Below are 20,928 nucleotides of genomic sequence, written 5' to 3' on the forward strand. Positions count from 1 at the left end.
GTCGGCCGATGCCACCGCGACACAGTAAACGTCCCGGTCACGGATGCTACCCACGTTTCGTGGCAGCGCTCACTCGCGTTAACGCCGTTCGTCAAGCACAGCCCTGCGGAGGCGTGACCGAAATCACAGCAAACCGCCTTCGAATTAACCGTGAAGAGTGAACGAACGACGCACGGTGCCGGACAGCGCATGATAAGTGCACCCCATGTGTAGATCAGGAGGCTTCTTCATGCTGAAACGCCTGCTCGCCACGGCGACCGCGGTGCTGGCCGGTACCGGCTTCGCGCTCGCCCTCGCCGTTCCCGCGGGTGCCGCGACCGGCCCGAGCGCCGCGCCCGACTTCCACGCCACGCTGAAGCTGTCCAACTGCTCGGGCGCGCTGGTGCGCATGCCCGAGTCGAAGGGCACGGACAAGGCGCTGGCCATCTCCAACGGGCACTGCTACGACATCGATGCGCTCAAACCGGGGGTGGCGCTGGTCAACAAGCCCGATGCCCGGAGTTTCGGGCTGCTCGACGCCTCGGGCGCGCAGAAGGCGACGCTGAAGGCCACCACTCTGGTGTACGCCACCATGACCGATACCGATGTCTCGCTGTACTCGCTGGACAAGACCTACGACCAGATCAAGTCCCAGACCGGGATCGAGCCGCTGAATCTGTCCGCGAACCAGGCCAAGCAGGGTGACCCGATCACCGTGGCCTCCGGGTACTTCACCGAGAAGTGGAACTGCTCGGTGGACGGGTTCGTGCCCCAGCTCAAGGAGGCGGACTGGACCTGGAAGAACTCCATTCGCTACACCAAGGAGTGCACCACCAAGCACGGCACCTCGGGCTCGCCGATCATCGCCGCGGACGGCACCAGCATGGTCGGGATCAACAACACCGGCAATGACGACGGGCAGCGCTGCACCCTGAACAACCCGTGCGAGGTCGACAAGCAGGGCAACATCACGGTGCACAAGGGCCAGAACTACGGCCAGCAGACCGATGCGCTGCCGAAATGCTTCGAGGGATCCAAGCTGAACCTGTCGAAGCAGGGCTGCACGCTGACCAAACCGCACGCCGGCTGAGCCGGGAAAAACCGGATGCGTCCGCGCCGCGGCGGACGTAGCCTGCAGGGCATGGACAACCTCCGCTGAACAACGCGCCGAATCGCACGTTTTCGCGGAGGTTTGTCATGTCTACGAATGCTGTCGTCTGTTCCCGGCTGGGGTTCGCCTGGCCGGACGGGACCCGGGTGCTGCACGAGCTCGATGCCGCCTTCGGCTCCGGGCGCACCGGCCTGATCGGGGAGAACGGTTCCGGGAAGACCACCCTGCTGCGGTTGATCGCCGGTCAGTTGACGCCCGGTTCGGGCTCGGTGCGCGTGGCGGGCGATGTCGGTCAGCTGCCCCAGGAACCGCATCCCGCGGCCACCCTCGCCGAACTGCTCGGTATCGCCGGGAAACGCGCGGCGCTGCGGGCGGTCGAGCGCGGTGATGCCGGTGCGCTCGGGGAGCTCGGGGAGGACTGGGAGGTCGAGGAACGCGCCGCGGCGATGCTGCGCGAGTTCGGGGTGCCCGCCGAGCTGGACCGGACCGTGGCCACCCTCTCCGGTGGGGAGACGGTGCTCGCCGGGATCGCGGGCCTGCTGCTGCGCCGTCCCGCGATCACCCTGCTCGACGAGCCCACCAACAACCTGGACCGGGAGGCACGGGAACGGCTCTATACCGCGGTCGCCGAGTGGCCGGGGGTGCTGCTGGTGGTCAGTCATGACCGGGAACTGCTGGACCGGGTGGACCGGATCGCCGAACTGCGCGCGGGGCGGTTACGCACCTTCGCCGGGACGTTCACCGATTACCGAGCGGCCGTCGAGGCCGAGCAGGAGGCCGCGCGGCGCAGGGTGCGCGATGCCAGGGCCGAGGTGCGCCGGGAGAAACGCCAGCTCATCGAGGCTCGCACGAAGCTGGCCCGCAGGCAGCGGTATGCCCATGCGGATTTCGTGAACAAGCGCAGGCCGAAGGTGATCATGAAGCTGCGCGCCCAGGAGGCGCAGGTGTCCGCGGGCAAGCACCGGATCATGCAGGAGGGCAAGCTCGCCGAGGCCGAATCCGAGCTGGATCGCGCCAAATCGGGGGTGCGCGAGCAGGAGCGCATCCGCGTCGACCTGCCCGAGACGCAGGTGCCCAGCGGGCAGGTCGTGCTCCGGCATGGCGGGCTGCTGGTACGCGGGCCCGAACGGATCGCGGTGCTCGGCCCGAACGGCTCCGGGAAGACCACGCTGCTGCGCGCGATCCTCGCTGCCGGTGTTCCGGTGCCTGCCGGGTACCTGGCGCAGCGGCTGGAGTTGCCCGAGGCGCAGGTGTCGAGTGGACCGAGCGTGCTGGACACCCTGCGGCGGGCGGTCCCGGAGCTGAGCCCGCGGCAGGCGCGCGCCGGACTGGCCCGGTTCCACCTGCGCGGGGGCACGGTGGAACTGCCCGCGGCCGCGCTCTCCGGTGGGCAACGCTTCCGGTTGGCCATGGCCTGCCTGCTGCTCACCGAGCCCGCGCCCCGGTTGCTGCTGCTCGACGAGCCGACCAACAACCTGGACCTGGCCAGCGTGGAGCAGCTGACCGAGGCGCTGGCCGGGTTCCGCGGCGCGCTGCTCGTGGCCAGTCACGACGAGGCGTTCCTCGAGGACATCGGGGTGACCCGGCGGTGGTGCGTGCGCGCGGGCCGGGTCAGCGATTCGGGCTGAGCGCGCCGATCAGCTCGCGGAACCGTTCGAGCCGCCGCCTGCCCTGCACCAGCAGCGCCGGATTGCCGTCCTGCTGGTGCACCGGGCGGCTGCCGACGCCGAGCTCACGCAGCGCGGCCGCCAATGGTTCGTGGGTCTGCGGCGCCTCGGGGTCCAGGGTGAGCCGGTAGCCGCGCTCGGTCTCCGCGCCCGCGGCCAGCGCCCACAGCCGCAGCGCGGCCCCGTCCAGCCGGAACTGGTCGGGGACGGACTTGTGCGCGCCCTCGCACCAGCTGGCCGCGAGGGTGGCCAGATCGGTGCGAAACGGGGTGCGCAAACGCTTGTCTCCGTCGTTCGCGCTGGTCACCCCGCGGGCCGCGAACTCGGCGCGCAGCGCGGAGAGCCGCCAGCGCTGATCCACCGGGACCGACAACCGGCCCGCCGTGCCCTTGCCGAACAGCTCCGCGGTGCCCGCCCCGCACAGCACCCCGGCCAGATCGGCGGGGCGCGGTGGGTTGGCCTCCGCGGAGAACAACGACATCTGCACGCGGGCAGCTTAGAACATACGTTCGATCAGTCAAGCTTTCGGAGCGGCGTTCCCTGCTCGCCCGGCCCAGCGCGGTCTCGCCGCCGGACGGGCGTTCACGACACCGCGAGCAGCCCGGGAAGTGGTGTGATGCGGGGGAACTGTTCGGCGGGAAGGTAGCCGTCGAGTTCGGCGAGCAGGGCATCGGCACCGTTGGCGCGACGGATCCGGTTCGGCGGTCTGCCGTGTTCCCGCCGTACGGCGCGGCTTGCGCTGCGCACGAAGGCGGCGACCTCCGTGGGGCCGGGCGCGATCGTGTCGCTGTCGAGCTGCGCGATCGGGGTGAGCGTGCGGCCATCGGCGGATTCGGCCGCCAGGGCCCATCCGCGTTCTTCGTCCCAGAGCAGTGCGGCGAATCCGGAGGACTGGGCGCCGAGGTGGATGTCCAGTGCCAGATACGCCGAGACGGGTGCGTGTTCCTCGATGGTGGCCGATTCCAGCCCGATGCCGAATTCGGCGGCGACGTCCGCGAGGTACTGGCGTAATGCCCGATGAGCGGGGTGACGGTGATTCAGCGGAGGATGGATCGAGAGGTTCACTTTCCGAACAACCCTTTCCGGTTCGCGTGCTGTTATCCGATGATCACGGCTCTCTGGTCGGGCGGTGGGCCCTCGCCTGTGCTTGCGTCTCCATCTGTAGCATGTCATCGTCATGACGACAAGTAGATCGTCGTCAGGAGGATGACGAGTATGGATGACGATCCGGCGGAGCTGGCGAGCTCGATCGCGGAAACGCTTGCGGCCGCCGAAAGTGGCGGGGCGTCCACTCCGCGGCTGTTCGAAGCGCTGATCCGGCTGCGCGCTTTGCGGGAACACCTCGGCCGCTGGGAGCCGGAACTGATCAGGGCCGCCCGGGATCGCGGGGCCAGCTGGGTCGAGCTCGCCCCCGCCCTCGGTGTGGCCAGCAGGCAGGCCGCCGAACGACGCTACCTTCGTGTCCAGCCCACGGGCACCGGTGAAACCAATCGCGAGGCACGTGTCACGGAACGACGCGAGAAACGCGCGGGAGATCGAGCCGTGCACGCCTGGGCCCGGGACAACGCCGGCCTGCTGCGCTCGATCGCCGGTCAGGTCAACGCGCTCGACGGACTCGGTGAGCAGGGGCGCGCCCGCGCCGATCTGCTCGGAGCGGCCCTGGGCAGCGACGATCCCGCCGATCTCCTCACCCCGTTGGCCGAAACGCGGCCCTATCTGACCGAGCACACCGAGCTGGCGCGTGAAATCGAAGACCTCACCAACCACGCCGGTCAGCTCCGCCGGGACACCGTCAACGGCCGCAGGCAACGCAACCAGCCCGGTTCGCCGTGAGGGCCCGGCCCCGCAGACGCGCCGATGCGCCGCCCGTGCGAGGACCGTTCCGGGGCGGCATGGTTCACCCCGGAACCGGCACGGCTCAGTCCGGGGACGGCAGGTGGGCCAGGGTGAAGTCGCGGACCGCCTCGATGTGCGCCACGGTCAGTTCCTGTGCCGAGATCGCGTCGCGGTTGTCGATGGCCGTGGCGATGTGTTCGCACTCGTCGGCGATCCGGGTGAGCATGCGCGGATCGTTCTGCAGCGCCCGCCAGGTGATGCCGCGCGGCACCTTGCGGTAGAGGGCATCGGAGATCCCCTGTAGCTGACTGTTGCCCGCCGCCTCGAAGATCGTGCGGTGGAAGCTCCCGTAGGAGTGCTGCCACTGCGCGGCCGCGGCCTCGGGATCCTCGCCGTCCCGGATCATCCGCACGACCTCGCGGAGCTCGGTGACCGAGTCCCGCAGTTGCCGCAACTGCGCCTCGGTGATCCGTTCCGCGGCGAGCGCGACGGCGCGCCCTTCCAGCAGCTCGCGCACCTCGACCACTTCCATGATCTCCCGATAAGAGGGGAAACGGACCCGGAATCCGCGATTGGGCACCCGCTCCAGGACGCCGATCGCCTCGAGCCGGTTCAGCGCGAGGCTCACCGGGGTCCGGCTCACGTTGTGTTCCGCGGCCACCTTCGCCTGGCGGATCCAGCCGCCGAGCGGGATCTCCCCGTTGGCGATCCGGTCGCCGAGCGAGACCGTCAGCTCTTCGACGACCTGCGGGGTGTGGCCGCTTTCCGCCATTGCCGCCTCCCATTCGCCGTTCGTTCGGTGCCGGACGGAGATCACATCATCGATAGTCGAACACGGGCAAGATTTCATGCACACTGAAGTTGATTGCATGCAATTTCTCGAGAGGAGTGATCGCCATGGGCATCCTGATCAGCGGGGCCAGCATCGCGGGCCTGAGCGCGGCGCAGCGGTTCGCCGCGCACGGCGCCGAGGTCACCGTCGTGGAGCGGGCGCCGGAATTGCGCAGGCACGGGGCGCCGATCGACGTGCGTGGCGACGCCCTGGAGGTGGCGGCCAGGATGGGCATCCGGGACGCGCTGGTCGCGCACGAGACCGGTGCGGCACAGCGGACGGCGTTCACTCATCTCGTGAACGCGGAAGGGGCCAGGGTCGGCACGCTGCCCACCGAGCTCCCGCAGCTGAGCTCGGACGATCTGGAGCTGTTCCGCGAGGACCTCATCGACATCCTGTACGGATCGATCGATCCCGAGGTCACCTTCGTGTTCGAGGATTCGATCCAGGAGCTGACCGATACCGGTGCGGCCGTGGAAGTTCGGTTCGCCAGCGGTCGCACGGGCAGCTACGAGTTGCTGATCGGGGCGGACGGGATCCACTCCAACACCCGGCGACTGGTGTTCGGGCCGGAGGACCGGTACCGGCGCCATCTCGGCGTGTACTACGGGATCCTCTCCCTCCCGGACGAACTCGGCGCCGATGGTGAGTCCTATGTGTACAGTGAGCCCGGCCGTTCGGCCCTCGTCAGTGACTACCCGAGCTGGACGGGCGGCGGTTTCACCTTCCTGTCCCCGGAAATCCCGCACGACTACCACGATGTGGAGCAGCAGCGGCGGATCGTGCTGGACGCCTACGCCGAGGTGCGTGGCTGGAAGGTTCCCGAAATGCTCGAGGTGCTGAAGAAGTCCGAGGACTTCTACTTCGACTCGGCCAGCCAGATCCACCTGGACGGCTGGTCCCGTGGACGCGTGGTGCTGCTCGGCGACTCGGCCTTCGCCCCGTCGTTCTTCTCCGGCCAGGGAACCCCGCTTGCCATGATCGGCGCGGACATCCTGGCCGCCGAATGGGCGAGCTGCGCCGGTGAGCTGGAGAAGGCGTTCGGCCGCTACGAGGAAGTGATGCGCCCGCTGGTGGCCGTCGCTCAGGACGGGGTCCCCGAGGCGCGCGACCGGGTCGTCCCAGCGAGCTGGGAAGCGATCGAGGAGCGCAACCGGCAGTGGCCGCCCAAGCTCGGCTGAGCTTCAGCGGTGCGGCACCGTAACGGGTGCCGGGCGCAGCCGCATCCGCAGTCCGTCCGGACGCGGAGCCCGGGTCAGGCGCGGGCGCGGCGGGATCGCGGACATCGGCTTCGGGGACCAGCGCGCGAGCACCGAGGCCAGCACGAGCGTGGTCTCGGGTGTGTCCCGGTGGCGCGGTGTGCTGTCCGGATCGAGATTCATCCGGTGCTGCAGCAGCGCGGGGCTGTAGAGCAGCCGGGTGTGCGCGGGGACCGGGTAGCCGCCGAGCCGGGTGCCGGTCTCCGCGATCCGGGACACGAACCAGCCGGGCGACCACAGCCGCAGCGTCTTCCCGGCCGTCCTTCCGGTGTGCTCCAGGTACGGCAGATCGGTATCGCGTGCCACGCGCCCGGCGAGCACCGCGTTGAGCTCCGCGCGGATCCGGGCGCGGGCCTCGTGATCGCGGGTCAGCAGGTACAGCGCCGAGGTCACCGCGGCGGCGATCGTCTCCGAGGTGGCCATCCGCCGCATTTCCGGGAACACGTCGATGATCTGCCCGGCGGACCAGGAATCCAGCACCTCCTCGATCCGTGCGCTGCGCCGGCGCGCGGCCTCGGGAAAGCGCAGTACCCCCGGATCCGGCGCACTCCCGCGGAACGCCGGGTCGTCCAGCATCCGGGTGGCCAGCCCCGGATCGCACACCAGGACCGCGTGCACCGGCCCGAGCCGCACTCGCACCAGATCGCCCTGTTCGGGAAGGGCGCGCAGAAACGTCCACGGGTCGCGCAGCAGCGGCATCAGGTGACCGAGGACCGGAACCGCTCCGTCCGCGGTGGGAATGGTCGACTGCCCGGGCACGGCGGCGCCTCCTTCGCAGGATCGCCTCGACCGTGCCCGCGCGGACGCCGCCGGGGCAACCGCGCGTTCTGCTCCACGGAACAGTTACCCGGGTGCCTATATTGGACGGCGATGACGGAGGAAATGTATTCGGTCGAGCAGGTCGCGGAACGCCTCGGCCTGCATGTGCGTACCGTGCGCGCCTACATCCGCTCGGGCAAACTCGCGGCGGTGCGCATCGGCAAGCAGTACCGGATCGCGCGCGCCGACCTCGAGGCGCTGACCGGCCGGACCGGTGCGCGGCCGGATTCCTCGGTCGAGGTGTCCAGCATCGTGCAGCTCGAAGGCGTGGACGCCGATGCCGCGGACCGGATCGGCACCCTCGTGCTCACCGCGGTGAACACCGGGCGCGGGCAGGGCGATCCGCTGCAGGTGCAGACGGTGCACGATCCCGGACGTGACCGGCTGAAGATCGTGTTGTTCGGTGCTCCGGCGACGACCGCCGAAGTGCTTCGGCTGATCGACGAGGTGCTCCCCGGAATACTCGGGGACTGACCGGTATTCCGGGGAGCGGTGCCGCGGGTTTCCGTGATCTCGGGCGGGTTCGGGCTCAGAAGCCGACGACGACGATCTTACGATCCCGGGCGCCGTTCGTGATCCCGTTCGCGAAGTTGGCGTCCGCCTGGGCGAGCTCCTGCTGATTCGGGTAACTGTTGGTGCAGCTCGGCCCGGGGCCGCCGCCGGACATCAGTTCCGAACACGGACCCTGGTAGTCGTCCGGAAGGCCGAGATCGTGCCCGGTCTCGTGCGCGGTGATACGCGTCTGGTCGAACTGCTGGGCCTGCCGGTTGTCGATGTAGATATCACCGTTGCCGTGCCCGTTCCCGGTGTAGTAGGAGCCCTGCTGAAAATTTCCTTCGTGGTAGTTCAGCATCGCGCCGCCCGAGGACTCGGAGAAACGCACATTGTGCAGCGCGCCCCAGTGCGAGACACCTTCGCGGATCACCGAAGCATAAGTCGGTGCGGCGGAAACGTTGTAAGTGATGGTGACTTCCTTGACCGAGGGGGAGGCCGCGGAAGCCATCGGCGCACCGATGGATACCGGAATCGCGATTGCTGCGACCGTGGCGGCGGTGAACGCGGTTCTGCGGAAGCGCATGATAGTCACTCCAGAATGGTCCGGTAAATCAGTCTGCGTGACGATCGAGAATATTGACACGAAGCGTGACCATCAACTTACTTTCGTCGGGTGAATCGCATTAACAATTGCCGGAGAATCGCTCCCACGCCGATTGACGCGCCATTTCCAGTGCCCCGCCGATCGGCCGGTGCCGTGGGCGCTCAGCCGAGCAGCCCGCGCTCGTAGGCCACGGCGACCGCGGCGGCGCGATCACCGACCCCGAGCTTGGCGTAGATGTTGAGCAGATGGGTCTTGATGGTGGCCTCGGTGATGAACAGCCGCGCCGCGGCCTCGCGGTTGGTGTTGCCCTGCGCGATCAGGCCGAGGACTTCGCGTTCGCGCGCGGAAAGCGGCCCGGTCTCCGGGGCGCGCACCCGGTTCATCAGCCGTGCGGCCACCGAGGGGGACAGCACCGACTCCCCCGCGGCCGCGGCCCGGACCGCGCGCAGCAATTCCTCGCGCGGCGCGTCCTTGAGCAGGTAACCGGTCGCGCCCGCCTCGATCGCGGGAAGCACGTCGTTGTCGGTGTCGTAGGTGGTGAGCACCAATACCCGCGCCGGAACGCGGGCGCGCGCGAGTTCGGTGATGGCAGTGATCCCGTCGGTTCCCGGCATGCGCAGGTCCATCAGCACCACATCGGGGCGCAGCGTGCTGGCCAGCCGCACCGCCTCCGCGCCGTCCGCGGCCTGGCCGAGCACGGTGAACCCGGGATCACGGTCGAACATGCTGCTCAACCCGTCCCGCACGACCGGGTGGTCGTCGGCGATCAGCAGGGTGATGGCTGTGGTCACGACCGCTCCTCTGTACCTGCCGGAACCCGGGCGGAGATCCCGGTCCCGGCACCCGGCCTGGATTCCACCTGCAGTGTGCCGCGGACTCCCTCGACTCGTTGGCGCATCCCGGAAAGGCCGAATCCGGTTTCCCCGTTCCGGGCGCCCGGTTCGAAACCGCGGCCGTCGTCGAGCACGTCCACGGCGACCTCCTCGGCGAAATACGACAGGGTGACCCCGACCCGGTTCGCCCGCGCGTGCCTGGCCACGTTCGCGAGCGCTTCCTGGGCCACCCGCAGCAGCGCGGTCTCGGTATCGGCGCCGAGCGCTCGCGCGGTGCCCGTCGTGGTGAGTTCGGCCGGTATTCCGGTGCGGGCCGACCACCGTTCGGTGACCTCGGCGAGCGCCTCGTCCAGCCGCGCGGTGCGCAGTGGTTCCGGGCGCAGCGCGTGCACCGAACGCCGTGCCTCGGCGAGGCTTTCCCGTGCCAGGTCGGTCGCCGACGCCAGGTGACGGCGCCACTCCCGCTGGTTCTCCGGCACCTGTTCGGCGGCCCGCAGCTGGGCGATGATCCCGGTGAGTCCCTGAGCGAGCGTGTCGTGGATTTCCCGTGCCATGCGTCGGCGTTCGTCGTGTACTCCGGCTTCGCGTGCCTTGTCGAGCAGTTGTTCGTGCAGCCGCTCGTTCTCCGCGAGGGTGGCCCCGAGCTGGAGGTTGGCCTCGCGCACGTCCTCGAGTGCCTTCTCCCGTTCCGCGCTGCGCCGCGCGCTGAGCCAGACCAGCCAGGCGAACACACACATCGGCACCACGTTCACCAGGAGTACGGCGAAAAAGCTCAGCATGCCGAGTGTGGTGCTCTTGTCGATCTCGGCGGCCTGCGCGGTTCCTGCGATCAGCGCGACCGCGGCGATCAGCGGAAGCTGCCACGGCCACGGAATCAGGCGGAACGCGTAGACGTACGCGGCGGGCACGAACGCCCCGAACCACGGATCCCGGACCACGAGCGCCGCCATGATCACGAGCAGGCCGGACACGAACACGGTCATCAGGATCGGGCGCAGCCGCCAGGCGGGACGCAGGGCGAACAGGACGAGCATCCACAGCGCGGCCAGTCCGCACAGCCCGAGATCCACGGCGAGCGAGCCCGGCTCCCCGTGCTTCTCGGCAACGGTGAACCCGGCGAGCGCGGCAAGCAGTGCCCACGGGAGCACCGTGATCACGGGATGCCGGTGCTCCTCCCAAGATCGCATCGCGCCACTCCTCCCCGAACCCGGCTACCCGGCCAATGTAGTTCAGGTGCGCGCGAACAGCCCGCGCACGCGCTGGCCGTTGACCAGGACGACCACGCCGAGCAGGAGCAGCCCGCAGACTCCCTGTTCGATCCGCACCCACAGCGGGAGAAAGCCCGGCAGCGCGACGAGCACCGCGATCGCGACCACCATGACCGCCGAGGAGACGCGCAGTCGCAGGTAGGACTTCGCCGAACCACGGGTCGCGCCGACCGCGAAGCTCAGCATCAAGGCCCCGGTCAGCACCACGATGATCGTGCGAATCCACACCGCATCGGTGACCAGCGCCGGATTGTCGCGCAGCACCACGGCCGCGATCACGGTGAGCACGCTGATCGCGAGATAGGTGCCCACCAGCGCTTTCGGCAGGCGCAGTGCACGATGAATCTCGGTCATGCCGTCGATTCTGCTGCCCGGCGCGGGTGCGCGCATCGACCGATCCTCCGGTTTCCCGGCTCCACCGATCGGTGGAGTGGGCAGCGGAAATCCGGTGGTCCGGGGATGCGTTGCTGGCTACCGTGCTCCCATGATCTACGAGCACCCACTCGCTTATCTACTGGGAATCGAGGGAATCGCCCTGTTGCGTTCTTTCGGCGGGGAATACGACAAGGAATTCACCGAGGCCCGGATCGCCGAGGTGCGGAAACTGCTCGCCGATGAGCGGCTGGCCGATTCCGCGGTTCCGGTGGAACGAGTCGATTCCGATTCCGGTTACCGGATCTGGTCGCAGACCTACGATGCGAAACCGAATACGCTCTTCGATTTCGAGGAGCCCATCGTGCACGGCTTCCTCGCCGACCGGGATCCGGGAACCGCGCTGGATGCGGCCTGTGGAACCGGTCGTTATGCCGAGCATCTCACCGGTCTCGGGCATCGGGTGATCGGGGTGGACAGCTCCGCGGAAATGCTCGAACACGCGCGGAAGCGTGTTCCGGGAGCGGAATTCCACCTCGGCTCGGTGGACGGAATTCCGCTGGCCGAAAATTCCGTGGACACCGTGGTGTGCGCGCTCGCCCTGGTGCACGTTCCGGATCTCGAACCCGTGTTCGCGGAATTCGCGCGGGTGCTCCGGAAAGGTGGTCGGCTCATCATTTCCGATCTGCATCAGGAATCGGTGTTTCGCGTTCTGGTGCCCCAAGTGCGCGATGAGCGGGGTGCCCGCGGCCGGTTGCCCGCACACCAGCACCTGACCGGGGACTATCTGCGCGCCGCGCTCGCACAGGGATTCGGGGTGCTCGACTGCGTGGAGCCGCGTGGCTATCCGGAACCGGCTCCGGAGGCGGCGACCGAGCTCGGCCCGTGGGAACTGTGGCCGTGGAGCCTCGCCGCGCTCGTCCCGGAAGCCGCGAGCGCGGCGCGGTACGGCAGTCCGGTGACCGTGGTCTGGCACTTCGAGCTGACCGGATAGGTAATGAACTCACAGGTCAGCACACTGGGATCTCCGTAGTTTCCCGGTTCGTGCGCGGTCCGGCGTGAGGGGCTGCCTCGGCGATCTCGGTAGTTTCTCCGATGCTGGGCGGTTGGCACCCTGCTTACGATCACTGATGGTGACGACTGGCAGGGGAGGACTGTGATGGCTGAACCGGGCTCGTCGAGGACTGTGGCGGCCGAGGACGCCATAGACCGGTTGTCCTCGGCGGCGTCGGCGCTCGAGCAGCGGACCAAGCAGATGCGTGCCGAGGCGGAATCGGGACACCTGCGCATCGACCTTGAGGACGGCCGCGCGCTGCACCGGACCCTTTCCGCGCAGATGGACCGGATCAACGACTGGATCGAGCGGGGGAAGCAGCTCGCCGCACCGCTTCCGTTCGGCGCGCAGTGGGTCGGCGAGGCGATGTCCGGGAAATTCTCCGGCCGCGCCGACGGCACCGAGACCGCCCTCGTTGCGGTGCTCGCGCAGTACCGGGACTCGGTCGGGGACGCGGTCGCCGCGCTGCAGGCGGTGCTCGACGGTTACGCGGGTGCCGAGGACCAGAACCGCGCGATGCTGAACAAGGTGCCGAACGTGGGTGAACAGGCATGACCGATCCCGAAGGCAATCAGGGCTTCTGGGGTCATCTGCTCGAATCGATCGTGGTCGGCCCCGACCGGGTGGTCAACCAGCAGGGCAACTGGGCCGCGATGTCGCACGCCGAGCTGTACAACGGCGTGCACCAGAACAGCGACCCGCAGCAGGCCTATGACCGCGCGGTGGAGTGGGAGAAGCTCGGCAACGAGATCACCGACCACATGGATTCGCTCGCCTCGACCGTGCGCAAGCACACCGAGAACTGGAAGGGGTCCTCGGCGGAGTCGGCCCGGTTCGCGATCGACGAGCTGATCAACTGGGGCAACCAGGCCGCGCGCACCTCGGTCGCGATGGCCAAACCCGTCCGCAAACAGGCCGAGATCGTGGCCACCGCGCGCGCCAAGATGCCCGAGCCGGTCAACGTGAACTACGAGCAGCTCGCCCAGCCCTTCGGCGGTGGCGGGATCGGTGACCTCGCGGGTGGGCTGACCGATATGCACGCGAAGGTGCAGCAGGCGAACACCGCGCACCAGCAGGCCGTCGACGTCATGAACACCATGGAGGAGAGCTCCAAACACGTCGATTCCACGGTGCCGCAGTACATCCCGCCGCGCCCGGTGGTGCACAAGGAGGCGCGGCAGGCGGGCACCCCGCTCTCCGCGCAGTCCGCGCCGCCGAACACCGGACCCGCCGCTCCTACCCCGCGGCAGCACGGTGACCCCGCCGCGCCCGCGGCGCACCAGCCACCGGCCGGACCGGGCGCGGAACCGAATCCGAACCCGAATCAGGCCCCCGATCCGAACCCGCAGCCCGGACAGGGCAGTGGCCCGCAGGGCACCACGACCACCTCGGGAACCCCGACGACCGGTACCGCACCGCCGACCGGGACGCCACCTGCCGGACCCGGCCCGCAACAACCGAATCCGGCGCCGCGACCGTCCTTCGGGGGGCCGGGGCCGATGCTGCCCGGCCCAGGAGGAACCGGTCCCAGCGGCGGTCCCCGTCCCGGAGGGCCCGGTTCCGGACCGCGCCCCGGTTACGGACCGCGCCCGGGTTCCGGCCCACGCCCCGGTTACGGACCGCGTCCCGGCGAGCCGGGCTCCGGTCCCCGCCCCGGGTACGGTCCGCGCCCGGGTTCCGGCCCGCGGCCCGGATACGGACCCCGGCCGGGCACGTCCGGAACCGGGCCCGGTAGCTCGGAGAGCGGTCCGGGTTCGCGTGGCGGAGCGCCCCGGCCGGGCGGCCGTCCCGGCGCGGTGCCACCGGGAGAAGAAGGGGCGCGCACGGCGAACGCTCCGCGTGAGGGAGTGGCGCGAGGCGGTTCCGCCGCGAACGGGGGCGCGCGGGAAGCGCTCGAACCCGGGCAGCGGACCGGGGCACGCGGCGGTGGCGTCTCCGAACCGGGCGGTCAGGCGAACTCTGCGCAGGGCAGCGGTTCGGGCAAGGGAACCGGGGCCGGTGCGCCCGGTACCGGCGGCGCGCGCGGTGAACGGGATGCCGAGCACAAGCGCAAGGGGTACCTGCAGGAAGAAGACGACGTGTTCGCCGTACCCGAAGCCGATCGGTTGCCGCCCCCGGTGATCGGCGGAACCCCCAAGAAGAAGCGCCCGCCGGCGCCGAATGCCTGATCGGTAAAGGAGTTCCTGGTGCCTCGCGGTGTGGAGTACGTGCTCTCCTTCCTCGAATACGATTACGTGTGCGAAGAGCTCGGAATCGGGGAAATGCCCTACCCGGTCGAACTGGTGCGCCACGGCAAGACCATGGCCGAGCGCGCCGAACTGTTCGAACAGGCCAGGGAATCCCTTGTGGGCAAAGGCTTCGCCGATCCGGACGGGATCGACGGCACGCTGGCCAGGCTGCTCTCCGAGGTGTCCTCGGCGCGCCATCTCGTGGATGTGCTCGCCTTCGACGGCGGCGTGGTGCGCGCGGTGGCCGCGCACGACGGGGATCACTGCCTGCTGGTGATGATCGACGCGGGGGAGGTGATCGTCCGCTCGATCGATCTGCCGCTGGGCACGGTGCTGCTGTCCCTGTTCCCGGAGACCCCGGCCGGTCCCGGGCAGAGTTTTCCCGTGCCGTTGCGGGCTTTCCTGGAGATCGCCGAGGCCGAATCCGGGGAGGCGCCACCGGATCCGTTCGCCATGGGGCAGGAGGACGAGGCGACGCGGATACTGCAGCGCTACGGCCTTTCCGCGATGGACGCGGTCCGGGTCTGCGCCATCGCCGAGGAACGGGTCCGCGGCGGGCAGTTCGGGGTGTCCACCCGGCTGCCCCGGCGCGGCACGCAGAGCAGAGAGGGCATGGTGCTCTCGTTCTTCGACACGAAATCCGGCCGCTATCTGATGATCAACGACGGGGAATGGGTGAGCATCACCCCGGCCGATGCGAACCGCATCGCGCGCCGGATCGAAGAAGCCGTGGCCGAAGCCGCCTGAACCGCAGCCTGAGACCCAGAGGAGTCAATCCGTGGAAGACAACTGGAGCAAGGATTTCACCGCGCGCATGCAGGATCTGCAGAAGCGCTCGGAAACCCTGACCGAGAACCTCAGCACGGCAAGTGGCCGGGCCAGCTCACCGGACGGTTCGGTGCGCGTGGAGGTCGGCGCGAGTGGTGCGCTGCACAGCATCGAGTTCGTCAAGGACATCAGCGAACACACCCCGACCCAGCTCAGCGCGCTCGTGATGAAGACGGTGCACACGGCCCAGCGCCAGGCAGCGGAACAGGCCACCCAGGCGATGACCGAGTTCGGCATCGAGGGCGAGGCCATGGCGCGGTTCGTGAGCTACCAGCCTCCGCTGGACGAGGAGGAACTCGCCGAACTCGACGCGGACAACGCCGATTTCGGGGTGAACACCGAGGTCGAGGCGGAGGAGGCGGCACCGCCCCCGGCCGCGGCGCCTCCCGTGCGCCCGCGCGTGGTCGAGGACGACGAGGACGAGGAAGACAACGCGCCATGGTGAACCGGGCACACGAGAAGCCTTGTGGGATAACCGATCGGGGAGGCCGGAATGGCTAAGGGCGGCGGCGCCACCGCGCAGCACAACAGCAAGATCGACGAGGTCAAGCAGGGCGCGCGCGGTGAGGGCCCGGATGTCGTCGGTCAGGTGATCGACGACGTCTCCCAGGTCGCCGATATCGCCTCCTCGATGGCCGATCCACTCGGCTCGGTGCTCAGTGCCGGGGTCGGCTGGCTGCTCGACCACATCAGCTTCCTCAAGGAGCCGCTGGACAAACTGCTCGGTGACGCGAACGCCGTGCAGTCCAGTGTGGACCAGCTCAAGCAGCTCTCCCAGCAGCTCGGTGAGCTCGCCGACACCAATGACTCCGATGTCAGCGATGTGCGCTCGCAGTGGTCCGGAGACGCCTCCGAGGCCTTCGGTTCGAGCATGGACCAGTTCGGCGAGGAACTGCGCACCCTGAGCAATGCGGTCGAGGCCTGCGGATCGGTCACCTCCATCTCCGGTGGACTGGTCACCGCGATGCACGACATCGTCAAGGAAGCGATCAGCAGCCTGATCTCGCAGCTGATCGAGGGCGCGATCGCGGCAGCGGCGGCGATGCCGATCACCTTCGGTGCCTCCGAGGCGATCTACATCGGGGTCGCGGTCGGCAGGGCCGCGGCCAAGGCTGCCGAGCTCGCCGCGAAGATCGCCAAGCTCGCCGCGGCACTCGCGCGGATGGCGGAGCGGCTGGAGACCCTGGTCTCGATCGTGCAGGAGCTGGCCAGCGCCACGGAACGGTTCAACAGCAGTGACTCCGAGCCGGATCTGAACGGCGCCCCGGGCGGCGAATCCGGCACCAGCTATCAGGGTTTCCAGGGCGGTGACGGTTCCGTCCAGCTGCAGGACGGCGGGGGACCGCCCGTGGACAACACCTATCAAGGCTTCCAGGGCGGGGACGCCCAGGACGTCGCCTTCCAGAACGGCGGCGGGCCCGGGCCGCAGTACGGCTACCAGGGTTTCCAGGGTGGCGGCGGTCAGGATCCGGCACTGCAGAACGGCGGCGGGCCCGCGACCCAGTACGGCTACCAGGGCTTCCAAGGCGGCGGTGGCGGTCAGGATCCCGCGCTGCAGAACGGCGGCGCCCCGGTCGGTGGCCCCGCTTACCAGGGTTTCCAAGGCGGTGGCGGCGGTGCGCCGGTACCCCCGCAGGCCCCGGGCGGAGCGGCGGCCCAGTACGGCTATCAGGGTTTCCAGGGCGGCGGCGATCAGGGCGCGCCCCCTCCGGGAGTGCAGGGTGCTCCGGGCGGCGGGCAGCAGTACCAGTACGCCGGATTCGGCCAGGGGCAGGGCGATCCCGCCGGGCAACCGCCCGGGATGCAGCCACCACCGGTTTCGCCGCCACAGTCCCCCGGCGCTCCGCCGAACCTCGGCAACGGTCCGCAGCAGGGCGTTTCGGCGCAGGGCTACGTGCCGAACATTCCGGACACCCCGACGCCGCAGGGCGTGAACATCCCGCCGACCGGACCGGGCCAGTCGCCCGGCGGCGCCAACCCGCCGACCCCGCCACCACCTCAGCCACCGATGCCGCCGATGGGTGGACCGGGCGGCGGTGGTCCCGGTGGCGGTGGCGGTCCCGCGGGTGGCCGTCCGCAGAAACCGGCGCCCTACAAGCCGGTGATCCCGGACGCCCCGGAACCACCCAAGCCACCGATCGCTCCGCCCCCGCAGGGCTCGGATCCGCTGACCCCGCAGCACCACGGTTCGCCGCAGGTGCCCGATGGCGGGCCCGGTCCGGTGCGGCCGTCCAAACCGCAGGAGCCCGCGCCGTACACCCCGCACATCCCGGATGCGCCGGAGCCGAAGCTGCCGCACATCCCGATGGGGCCAGGGCCGGTGATGCCCTCCGACCACAACCCGCTGCACAATCCGGCCGAAGGCGGCCATGGTCCGGTGGTGCATCCCAGCCATCACGGGCTTTCGCCGACGCATTCCGAGCCGATGAAGCACGGGCTTTCGCCCACGCACGTCAGCTCGGCGCAGCACACGATGCCTTCGGCGCAGGGCTACGACGCGGGCAGTGCCGGTGGCGGTGCGACCGGAGGCGGCAGCGCGCCGACCGGTCAGCAGGTCGACGCGCAAACCCCGGGCCAGGGGCCGGTCAGCGGGGCCAGCCCGACACCGGCGCAGGGCATGCCCAACCAGGGTGGTGCCCCGGGAGCCGGTGGTCCCGGCGGCGGTTCCGGCGGCGGCCAGACCGGCGGTGCCCCGATGGGTGGCGGCGGTATGGGTGGCGGCGCAGGCGGCGGCCAGGGCGGCGACAAGGAGCACAAGGGCAACAAGCTGATGCCGCGCAGTTCCGAGCTGTTCGCCGCCGAGGACGAACACCTGCCGCCGCCGGTGATCGGGGAACGTCCGCCGAAGAAGAAGCAGCAAGGTTAGCTCGACCAGGAAACGGGGCGAATCAGCCAGATAGGCTCATAACAGGCATCCTTCCGCTATGACCGTGACCGAGGTCAAGCCCGGCCCACCCGGGGACGGCTTTCTCGGTAAAGTGAGCGTTGCGAAATAACGCCCATCCACGGAGTGAGAGCATGCCCGTTTCCGGCAGGGAGATTCCCGAGCCTGCCGGACGCATCGCCAAGCGCGCCGAGCTGCGGGCGTTCGCCGAGGGGGACTGGCCGGACACACCGCTGCTGATCACCGGTGAAGCGGGCATCGGCAAGACCACGCTGCTCGACGAGGCGGTGGCGCACGCGCGTTCGCTCGGGCGCACCGTGCTGCGCACCTCCGCGGCCGCCCCGGAATCGGGCATGGCCTACGGGAGCCTCAACGATCTGCTCGGCGAGGTGGTCGACGAGGAACTGCTCGCCACCCTGCCGGAGCTCCAGCGCGCCGCGGTCGAGGTGGTGTTCCTGCGCAGCAGCGCGCCGGCCGAACCGCGCCAGCTCGCCGTGGTCACCGGGATCGCGATGCTGCTGCGCGAACTGGCCGCCCGTGGCCCGCTGCTGCTCGCCATCGACGATGTGCACTGGATGGACGCCGAATCGGTGCTCGCGCTCGGTTACGGGCTGCGCCGGATCAGCGAGGCACCGGTCGCGCTGCTCGGCACCGGTCTGGTGTACCCGGCACCGTTCGGCGCGCACACCACCGCGCTCCCGTTCAGCTGGGCGCGCCGGGTGGAGCTGCACGGGCTCGGCCCGCAGGAGTTCGGGAACCTGTTGCGGGACAACGGAATCGAACTGGACGGCGCGGACATCGAGCGGTTGCGCGCGGAAACCGGGGGCAATCCCGGCTGGGCACTGGAGATGCGCGAACCGGGCACGCTACCGCGATCCATCACCGCCAAGGTGCGCGCCTGGCTCGGCGGGCTCAGTGAACCCGCGCGGGATGTACTCGCCACGACCGCCGCGTTCGGGCGGGCCCGGGTGGATCAGGTGCGGCGCGCGCTGGACGGGGAATGTCAACCACAGCAAGCGATCGACGCGGCGAGCACCGAACTGGCCATTGTGGAGCGGGACGGGGAACTGCAGCCGAGCCACCCGATGCTGGGCAGTGCCGCACTGGTGGAACTGGCCCCGGGAGCGCGACGGCAGCTGCACGCGCGCCTGGCCGGTGTGGTCGAGGAACCCGTCGAGCAGGCGCGGCATCTGCAGCTGTCCGCCGAACCCGGGGCGGACGAGCGCACCGCGGACGCGCTGATGGGTGTGGCGCGGCGGGCGCGGGCGCGCGGGGAGATCGGGACCGCCGCGCGCATCGCCGAACGCGCGCTCGCCCATGTGCCCGCGCACCTGCAGACCGCGGTGTGGCTGGTGGAAACCGCGGCCATGCAGTTCTCCATCGGTGCCTTCAACCGGGTGTGCGAACTGCTGGCGGCGGTGGAGTTCACCGAACTGCCCATCGGCCTGCTCGATCGCGGGCTGCCCCTGCTCATCGAGGCGACCACGCTGATCAGGGGAAACCAGATCACCGCCGAGGTGATCGGGGAACTGCGCGCGGCCATGCGCGAGGATCCGCTGCGGCTCGCCGTTGTCGACGGGATCGGCGCGGACCCGGACTTCTTCCCCGGCCAGTCCCGGACCATGGCCGAACACGCCGTCTCGGTGCTCGATTCCACCGGGCTCGCCGATACCGCGCTGTACCGGGCGCTCGGCGAACTCGTCGAGCAGCGGGTGCGCCGCGGACTGGAGCCCGATCCGGAGATCGCCGAGCGGCACGAACAGGTGCGCAAGGGATTGCTCGCCGCCGGATACGGGGAGCACGCGACCACCGTACGCACCGCGTACTGCCTGCGGATCGGGCTCGATCCGGTACGGACGAGGGACGCCTTCCGCACCCGCCTGGCCACCGCGACCGAACGCGGGGAGGACTACCTCGCCGCGCAGTACCGGGTGCAGCTCGCCGCGAACGAGCTCGTGCTCGGGGACACCGAGCGGGCCGCCGAACTGCTCCGCGAGCTCGACACCCGCCCGTTCGGGGACGGCACCCCGCCGGTACTGCTCGCCGCCAAGGGACGACTGCTGATCACCGAGGGCCGGATCGCCGCGCTGCACGGCTATCTCGCCGAACAGGCCGGTTCCGGGCACGGCGACCAGCACTACCGCCAGGTGTACACGCACACCCTCACCGGAATGGCCGCCAACCGCGAACTGCGCTGGGCCGATGCCACCGAAGCGCTCGCCGCGGCGGCCCGACTCGTGCCGTGGCTCGGCAAACTCGACCCGATCACCGAGCTCGCCATCGACACCGAGTTCACCGAGGCGCTCATCGGGGCCGGGCGGTTCGCCGAGGCCGGGAAATTCGCCGAACGGGTCGTGCTTCCCGGGGTGCGCTCCAGGCTGCACGGCATGTTGCGCGCCGCAGAGGGAGACCTCGAAGCGGCCGAGAAACTGCTCACCGAATCCGTTACCGAGCTGCGGGACAGCCCGTTCCGCCCCGCGTACGCGCGCAGCCTGCTCGAACTCGGCAGAGTGCGCAGGCGCAAACGGGCCCGCCGGTCCGCGCGGGAAACCCTCAAACGCGCCACCGGACTGCTCACCGAGATCGGCGATGTCCCGCTCATCAGGCAGGGTGAGGCCGAGCTCGCCAGGCTCGCCTCCGTGCGCGACTCCCGGGAACTCACCGCCGCCGAACGCCGGGTCGCCGAACTCGTGGTGACCGGGGCCAGCAACCGGGAGGTCGCCGCCGCGCTGTTCGTCTCCGTGCGCACCGTGGAAAGCCACGTGCAGGCCGTGTACCGCAAACTCGGGGTGCACTCACGCACCCAGCTCGCGGTGCGGCTGCTGCCGAACGCGGTCCCCGAACCGCGGGCGAACTGAA

General features: G+C 69.7%; 20 protein-coding genes. 12 read left to right on the forward strand and 8 right to left on the reverse strand.

What is annotated here, in order from left to right; all coding sequences use genetic code 11:
* Positions 1-229: 229 nt before the first annotated feature.
* Positions 230-1,069, forward strand: coding sequence for a S1 family peptidase (locus tag AD72_RS11555; protein WP_031466470.1), 840 nt, complete (start codon positions 230-232; stop codon positions 1,067-1,069).
* A 107-nt stretch (positions 1,070-1,176) separates the two neighbouring features.
* Positions 1,177-2,718 (forward strand): ABC-F family ATP-binding cassette domain-containing protein, encoded by a 1,542-nt coding sequence (locus AD72_RS11560; RefSeq protein ID WP_031466471.1) that lies wholly within the window; start codon positions 1,177-1,179, stop codon positions 2,716-2,718.
* Here the strand turns inward: AD72_RS11560 and AD72_RS11565 are convergent.
* A complete protein-coding gene (locus AD72_RS11565) occupies positions 2,702-3,238 on the reverse strand; it encodes a hypothetical protein (RefSeq protein WP_031466472.1) in 537 nt (178 codons plus the stop codon). The two genes, AD72_RS11560 and AD72_RS11565, sit on opposite strands and share 17 nt — an antisense overlap.
* Positions 3,239-3,339: 101 nt before the next feature.
* Positions 3,340-3,822 carry a DUF6292 family protein gene (locus AD72_RS11570; protein ID WP_051898511.1) on the reverse strand — a complete coding sequence of 161 codons (483 nt, stop codon included), beginning with the start codon at positions 3,820-3,822 and terminating at the stop codon, positions 3,340-3,342.
* A gap of 150 nt (positions 3,823-3,972) precedes the next feature.
* On the opposite strand from AD72_RS11570, the gene AD72_RS11575 reads away from it, so the two are divergent.
* Positions 3,973-4,590, forward strand: a complete 618-nt coding sequence (locus AD72_RS11575) for a hypothetical protein (protein WP_031466474.1) — start codon at positions 3,973-3,975, stop codon at positions 4,588-4,590.
* Between the two features lie 85 nt (positions 4,591-4,675).
* On the opposite strand, the gene AD72_RS11580 is transcribed toward AD72_RS11575, so the two are convergent.
* Positions 4,676-5,365 carry a GntR family transcriptional regulator gene (locus AD72_RS11580; protein ID WP_051898512.1) on the reverse strand — a complete coding sequence of 230 codons (690 nt, stop codon included), beginning with the start codon at positions 5,363-5,365 and terminating at the stop codon, positions 4,676-4,678.
* Between the two features lie 125 nt (positions 5,366-5,490).
* Here AD72_RS11580 and AD72_RS11585 point away from each other — a divergent pair, with 125 nt between their 5' ends.
* Complete coding sequence (locus tag AD72_RS11585) at positions 5,491-6,606, forward strand: FAD-dependent monooxygenase (RefSeq protein ID WP_031466476.1); 1,116 nt, start codon at positions 5,491-5,493, stop codon at positions 6,604-6,606.
* Between the two features lie 3 nt (positions 6,607-6,609).
* Here the strand turns inward: AD72_RS11585 and AD72_RS11590 are convergent, their stop codons facing one another.
* Entirely contained in the window at positions 6,610-7,443 is an 834-nt protein-coding gene (locus tag AD72_RS11590; protein ID WP_031466477.1) for a cytochrome P450, read from the reverse strand.
* Between the two features lie 111 nt (positions 7,444-7,554).
* Between AD72_RS11590 and AD72_RS11595 the strand changes: the two genes are divergently transcribed.
* The gene (locus AD72_RS11595; RefSeq protein WP_231644794.1) at positions 7,555-7,977 is read left to right on the forward strand and encodes a helix-turn-helix domain-containing protein; all 423 of its coding nucleotides are present in this window, start codon (positions 7,555-7,557) and stop codon (positions 7,975-7,977) included.
* A 55-nt stretch (positions 7,978-8,032) separates the two neighbouring features.
* Here AD72_RS11595 and AD72_RS11600 read toward each other — a convergent pair whose 3' ends face one another.
* From AD72_RS11600 to AD72_RS11615, 4 genes are all read right to left on the reverse strand, one after another.
* A complete protein-coding gene (locus AD72_RS11600) occupies positions 8,033-8,641 on the reverse strand; it encodes a snapalysin family zinc-dependent metalloprotease (protein ID WP_425480763.1) in 609 nt (202 codons plus the stop codon).
* Positions 8,642-8,763: 122 nt separating this feature from the next.
* Positions 8,764-9,393 carry a response regulator gene (locus AD72_RS11605; RefSeq protein ID WP_031466480.1) on the reverse strand — a complete coding sequence of 210 codons (630 nt, stop codon included), beginning with the start codon at positions 9,391-9,393 and terminating at the stop codon, positions 8,764-8,766.
* On the reverse strand, positions 9,390-10,622 hold the full coding sequence (locus AD72_RS11610) for a sensor histidine kinase (protein WP_031466481.1): 1,233 nt from the start codon (positions 10,620-10,622) through the stop codon (positions 9,390-9,392). The genes AD72_RS11605 and AD72_RS11610 overlap by 4 nt, the downstream gene beginning before the upstream one ends.
* Positions 10,623-10,664: 42 nt before the next feature.
* Positions 10,665-11,057 carry a hypothetical protein gene (locus AD72_RS11615; RefSeq protein WP_031466482.1) on the reverse strand — a complete coding sequence of 131 codons (393 nt, stop codon included), beginning with the start codon at positions 11,055-11,057 and terminating at the stop codon, positions 10,665-10,667.
* Positions 11,058-11,187: 130 nt separating this feature from the next.
* Between AD72_RS11615 and AD72_RS11620 the strand changes: the two genes are divergently transcribed.
* The 7 genes from AD72_RS11620 (at position 11,188) to AD72_RS11650 (ending at position 20,927) form a co-directional block, all read left to right on the forward strand.
* Positions 11,188-12,069: a class I SAM-dependent methyltransferase gene (locus AD72_RS11620; RefSeq protein WP_031466483.1), complete on the forward strand. Its 882-nt coding sequence runs from the start codon at positions 11,188-11,190 to the stop codon at positions 12,067-12,069.
* 165 nt (positions 12,070-12,234) lie between these two features.
* A complete protein-coding gene (locus tag AD72_RS11625) occupies positions 12,235-12,684 on the forward strand; it encodes a hypothetical protein (protein WP_156365140.1) in 450 nt (149 codons plus the stop codon).
* Positions 12,681-14,297 carry a PPE domain-containing protein gene (locus tag AD72_RS38045; protein ID WP_031466485.1) on the forward strand — a complete coding sequence of 539 codons (1,617 nt, stop codon included), beginning with the start codon at positions 12,681-12,683 and terminating at the stop codon, positions 14,295-14,297. The genes AD72_RS11625 and AD72_RS38045 overlap by 4 nt, the downstream gene beginning before the upstream one ends.
* A gap of 18 nt (positions 14,298-14,315) precedes the next feature.
* Positions 14,316-15,104 (forward strand): ESX secretion-associated protein EspG, encoded by a 789-nt coding sequence (locus AD72_RS11635; protein WP_156365141.1) that lies wholly within the window; start codon positions 14,316-14,318, stop codon positions 15,102-15,104.
* 31 nt (positions 15,105-15,135) lie between these two features.
* The gene (locus AD72_RS11640) at positions 15,136-15,630 is read left to right on the forward strand and encodes a YbaB/EbfC family nucleoid-associated protein (protein ID WP_031466487.1); all 495 of its coding nucleotides are present in this window, start codon (positions 15,136-15,138) and stop codon (positions 15,628-15,630) included.
* A gap of 48 nt (positions 15,631-15,678) precedes the next feature.
* Entirely contained in the window at positions 15,679-18,051 is a 2,373-nt protein-coding gene (locus AD72_RS11645; RefSeq protein WP_031466488.1) for a WXG100 family type VII secretion target, read from the forward strand.
* Positions 18,052-18,203: 152 nt separating this feature from the next.
* Positions 18,204-20,927, forward strand: a complete 2,724-nt coding sequence (locus AD72_RS11650; RefSeq protein WP_031466489.1) for a LuxR C-terminal-related transcriptional regulator — start codon at positions 18,204-18,206, stop codon at positions 20,925-20,927.
* Position 20,928 lies beyond the last annotated feature (1 nt).

Origin of the sequence: Sciscionella sediminilitoris (assembly GCF_000737195.2) — a bacterium.
Classification (GTDB): Bacteria; Actinomycetota; Actinomycetes; order Mycobacteriales; family Pseudonocardiaceae; genus Sciscionella; species Sciscionella sediminilitoris.

What these genes read in the sequence shown, in the direction of transcription:
- AD72_RS11585 (WP_031466476.1), top strand. Translation starts at nt 5,491, where the DNA reads ATGGGCATCCTGATCAGCGGGGCCAGCATCGCGGGCCTGAGCGCGGCG.
- AD72_RS38045 (WP_031466485.1), top strand. Translation starts at nt 12,681, where the DNA reads ATGACCGATCCCGAAGGCAATCAGGGCTTCTGGGGTCATCTGCTCGAA.
- AD72_RS11575 (WP_031466474.1), top strand. Translation starts at nt 3,973, where the DNA reads ATGGATGACGATCCGGCGGAGCTGGCGAGCTCGATCGCGGAAACGCTT.
- AD72_RS11625 (WP_156365140.1), top strand. Translation starts at nt 12,235, where the DNA reads ATGGCTGAACCGGGCTCGTCGAGGACTGTGGCGGCCGAGGACGCCATA.
- AD72_RS11595 (WP_231644794.1), top strand. Translation starts at nt 7,555, where the DNA reads ATGACGGAGGAAATGTATTCGGTCGAGCAGGTCGCGGAACGCCTCGGC.
- AD72_RS11650 (WP_031466489.1), top strand. Translation starts at nt 18,204, where the DNA reads ATGCCCGTTTCCGGCAGGGAGATTCCCGAGCCTGCCGGACGCATCGCC.
- AD72_RS11565 (WP_031466472.1), bottom strand. Translation starts at nt 3,238, where the DNA reads ATGTCGTTGTTCTCCGCGGAGGCCAACCCACCGCGCCCCGCCGATCTG.
- AD72_RS11610 (WP_031466481.1), bottom strand. Translation starts at nt 10,622, where the DNA reads ATGCGATCTTGGGAGGAGCACCGGCATCCCGTGATCACGGTGCTCCCG.
- AD72_RS11560 (WP_031466471.1), top strand. Translation starts at nt 1,177, where the DNA reads ATGTCTACGAATGCTGTCGTCTGTTCCCGGCTGGGGTTCGCCTGGCCG.
- AD72_RS11580 (WP_051898512.1), bottom strand. Translation starts at nt 5,365, where the DNA reads ATGGCGGAAAGCGGCCACACCCCGCAGGTCGTCGAAGAGCTGACGGTC.
- AD72_RS11555 (WP_031466470.1), top strand. Translation starts at nt 230, where the DNA reads ATGCTGAAACGCCTGCTCGCCACGGCGACCGCGGTGCTGGCCGGTACC.
- AD72_RS11615 (WP_031466482.1), bottom strand. Translation starts at nt 11,057, where the DNA reads ATGACCGAGATTCATCGTGCACTGCGCCTGCCGAAAGCGCTGGTGGGC.
- AD72_RS11620 (WP_031466483.1), top strand. Translation starts at nt 11,188, where the DNA reads ATGATCTACGAGCACCCACTCGCTTATCTACTGGGAATCGAGGGAATC.
- AD72_RS11645 (WP_031466488.1), top strand. Translation starts at nt 15,679, where the DNA reads ATGGCTAAGGGCGGCGGCGCCACCGCGCAGCACAACAGCAAGATCGAC.